This window comes from Rhodovulum sp., assembly GCF_011048875.1.
Taxonomy (GTDB): Bacteria; Pseudomonadota; Alphaproteobacteria; order Rhodobacterales; family Rhodobacteraceae; genus Rhodovulum; species Rhodovulum tesquicola.
Genome location: NZ_DSDD01000247.1, coordinates 1 through 3,550 on the forward strand (window position 1 = coordinate 1; position 3,550 = coordinate 3,550).

4 protein-coding genes are annotated in these 3,550 nt (G+C 65.7%); 3 read left to right on the forward strand and 1 reads right to left on the reverse strand.

The features are described 5' to 3' along the window. Positions 1-246 precede the first annotated feature (246 nt). Both pyk and ENN83_RS08720 read left to right on the forward strand, forming a co-directional pair. A complete protein-coding gene (gene pyk / locus ENN83_RS08715; protein WP_287186011.1) occupies positions 247-1,692 on the forward strand; it encodes a pyruvate kinase in 1,446 nt (481 codons plus the stop codon). 53 nt (positions 1,693-1,745) lie between these two features. Next, complete coding sequence (locus ENN83_RS08720) at positions 1,746-1,949, forward strand: hypothetical protein (RefSeq protein ID WP_287186013.1); 204 nt, start codon at positions 1,746-1,748, stop codon at positions 1,947-1,949. Between the two features lie 100 nt (positions 1,950-2,049). Here ENN83_RS08720 and ENN83_RS08725 read toward each other — a convergent pair whose 3' ends face one another. Beyond that, on the reverse strand, positions 2,050-3,012 hold the full coding sequence (locus ENN83_RS08725; RefSeq protein ID WP_287186015.1) for an NADPH:quinone oxidoreductase family protein: 963 nt from the start codon (positions 3,010-3,012) through the stop codon (positions 2,050-2,052). Between the two features lie 331 nt (positions 3,013-3,343). Between ENN83_RS08725 and ENN83_RS08730 the strand changes: the two genes are divergently transcribed. Then, positions 3,344-3,550 (forward strand): helix-turn-helix domain-containing protein (locus ENN83_RS08730; protein ID WP_287186016.1); only part of this gene is annotated, 207 nt, incomplete at its 3' end.

Consider the following 3,550-nt stretch of genomic DNA (forward strand, 5'->3'; position numbering starts at 1 on the left):
CCCCCGTTCACCGAGGGCGGCACGATATTGGTGGCATGATCGCACGTCACCAGCCAGCGGGACATGCGCCCCGCCTCGATCGTCTCGAACGGCCGAAAGGTCATGTGCGTGTCATCTTTCACGGTGACAAACCTATAGGACAGCCGCGGCAGAAGCACCAGTTGTCACCGGGCCGGGTTTTGCCCTAGAGAGTGTGTGCACCGGTGCATACACCTGCGCCGGGCTTCAGCCAAACGATGGGGCAGGATGAGACGTCTACGCAACCTCAAGGTCGTGGCCACGCTGGGTCCGGCCTCCGACGATTACGACATGATCCGCAACCTGTTCGAGGCGGGGGCCGATGTGTTCCGCCTGAACATGAGCCATGGCGCGCATGAGGAAATCGCGCGCCGCCACGCGATCATCCGCCAGATCGAACAGGATACCGGACGGCCCATCGCGATCCTGGCCGATCTTCAGGGGCCGAAACTGCGCTGCGGGGTCTTTGCAGACGGCGCGGCGGAACTGGAGGACGGACAGGATTTCCGGCTTGATCTCGACCCTGCACCGGGCGAGGGGCATCGGGTGCAACTGCCCCATCCCGAGATCTTCGCCGCGCTGGAACCGGGCACGACGCTGCTGGTCAATGACGGCAAGATCCGGCTGCGGGTCAGGGCATGCGGTCCCGATTTCGCGGATTGCGAGGTGGTCGTGGGCGGCACGATCTCGAACCGCAAGGGCGTGAACGTGCCTGACGTGGTGCTGCCGCTGGCCGCCCTGTCCGACAAGGACCGTCGCGATCTGGCCTTCGTGCTGGAACTCGGTGTCGACTGGATCGCGCTCAGTTTCGTGCAGCGCCCCGAGGACGTGACCGAGGCGCGTGCCATCATCGGCGAGCGCGCCGCGATCCTGTCCAAGATCGAGAAGCCCGCCGCGGTGAAATGCTTCGACGAGATCCTGGCCGTGTCGGACGGGATCATGGTGGCGCGCGGCGATCTGGGGGTGGAAATCCCCGTCCAGAACGTCCCCCCGATCCAGAAGCGGCTGGTGCATGCCTGTCGCATGGCAGCCAAGCCCGTGATCGTGGCGACCCAGATGCTGGAAAGCATGATCGAAAGCCCGATGCCCACCCGGGCCGAGGTATCGGACGTCGCCACCGCGATCTACGAGGGCGCGGATGCGGTGATGCTGTCGGCGGAATCCGCGGCGGGCCAGTACCCGATCGAGGCAGTGACCACGATGAACAACGTGGCGGTCGAGGTCGAAAGCGACCCGACCTATCGCACCATCATCGAATCGAGCCGCCAGGCCAGCCGGACGACCGTGGCCGACGGGATCGTGGCCGCCGCGCGCGAGATCGCCGAGACCACCGACATCAAGGCGATCTGCTGCTTCACCGAAAGCGGCACCACCGCGCTCAAGACCGCGCGCGAACGCCCGCGCGTGCCGATCCTGGCGCTGACGCCCTATGCCGCCACGGCGCGCAGGCTCTGCCTGTCCTGGGGCATCAACTGCTTTTTCAACGACAAGGTCGAACGCTTCAAGATGGCGGTGGTCAGCGCCGCGCGCGCAGCCCGTGCGGGCGGCTATGGCGATGGCGAGGACCGGATCATCGTGATCGCGGGCCTGCCCTTCAACATCCCCGGCTCGACCAACATCCTGCGCGTGGCGCCCTGCGAGGAACGGTTGATCTTCAACGTGGAACCGGAATAATCGGTGCAGCGCAATCGGGCCGGAACAGCGCCATGCAGACGGACCTCTAGCTGGTGATCGGGTGCCTGGTCGGCCTGCTGGCAGTGCCCGCATTGCTGTCGGCCTTCGCCCATGGCCACGCGCCCCGGGCGGGGGCGATCATGGTGCTGATCTCGGGCGGGCTGATCGCGCTGGCGGTGATGCAGAACCCCAGGGGCTATACGGTCGAGCAACTGCCCGCCGTCTTCGCCCGGGTGATCGAGCGCTACATCAACTGACCCCGGCCGTGGCAATGACAGACGACCCTGTCCTTCTTCTGGCCCGAAATATCCCGGGGGGAGTCCGCAAGGACGGGGGGCAGCACCCCCCTGCCCCGTTTCAGCCCATCGTGACCACGACCTTGCCCGTCGCCTTGCGCTCGCGCAACAGCGCCAGCGCCTCGGCCGCGCGGTCGAGCGGCAGGACATGGCTGACATGCGGGCTCAGCCCGCCCTCGGCATGCCAGCGGAACAGCGTCGCCAGACTGTCGGTCAGCACTTCGGGCCGGAAGGCCAGATAGCCGCCCCAGTAAAGCCCCATCACGCTCAGGTTCTTGACCATCAGGTGATTGGCCTTGATCTGCGGCACGTCGCCCGAGGCAAAGCCGATCACCAGGATCCGCCCCTCGGGCTTGCAGGCCCGCATTGCCGCGGTGAACAGATCGCCGCCGACCGGGTCATAGACCACATCGGCACCGCCCAGCGCCAGGACCGCCTCGCGCAGATCGCCCGCATCGCTGTCGATCAGGTGATCGGCCCCGGCCGCGCGGGCAACCTCCAGCCGCTCGGACCCGCGGGCGCAGGCGATCACGCGTGCGCCCATCCGCTTGCCGATCTCGACCGCGGTCAGCCCCACGCCGCCCGCCGCGCCCAGCACCAGAAGCGTCTCGCCCGGGGCCAGCTGCGCCTTGTGGTCCAGTGCGACATGGCTGGTGCCATAGGCAACCTGGAACGCCGCCGCCACCTCGAAGGTCATGCCTTCGGGAAGCGGGACGCAGCGACTGGCCGGAAAGCAGCCCGCCTCGGCCAGCCCGCCCGATCCGGCAAAAACCGCGACGCGACGGTCCAACAGTCCCGGATCGACGTCCGGACCCAGCGCCTCGACCGTGCCGGCAAGCTCCATGCCCAGCGTCACGGGCAGCGGCGGGCGTTCCTGATAGCGGCCCTCGATCATCAGCAGATCGGCAAAGTTCAGCCCGCAGGCCGCGATCCGCACGCGCAACTCGCCCGGTCCGGGTGCGGGCAGGGCGACCTCCTCGATGCGGGGAGCAGTGCCGAACTCGGCGATCCGGAAGGCGCGCATCTTGTCCGTCTCCTCTCGGCAGCTGATTTCCCGCGGAGGGTAGCGGCGACTGCGACCATGGACCAGCGGACCCGCATTTCGCATTATGCAAAGGCCACTCGGGCGGAACTTCTTGCAATTTGCAAAGCCGTCAGCGGATTCTCGCGTTATGCAACCTCTGCGCGAGCATGAGTCGGCCGACTTTACCCGCAACAGGCTCGCCACAGCGCCTTCTGCAAAAATAAATTTCTTTCTTTCACAACGCCTTGATGCCATCATGCACGCATTGGTTGCCGTAGCAAACACTTTGGCACGCAACTTGCTATATTATGGGTGTTAGAGGAGTTCGCTTATGAAACACCCCGTAGACGTCCATGTTGGAAAACGCATAAGACACAGACGCTGGATGGTGGGCATGACCCAGCAGCAGCTGGCCGAGAAGGTCGGGATCAAGTTCCAGCAGATCCAGAAATACGAGACTGGCATGAACCGTGTCAGCGCGTCGCGCCTTTGGGACATCGCCGATGCGCTTGACGTGGCGGTCAGCTTCTTCTTCGAG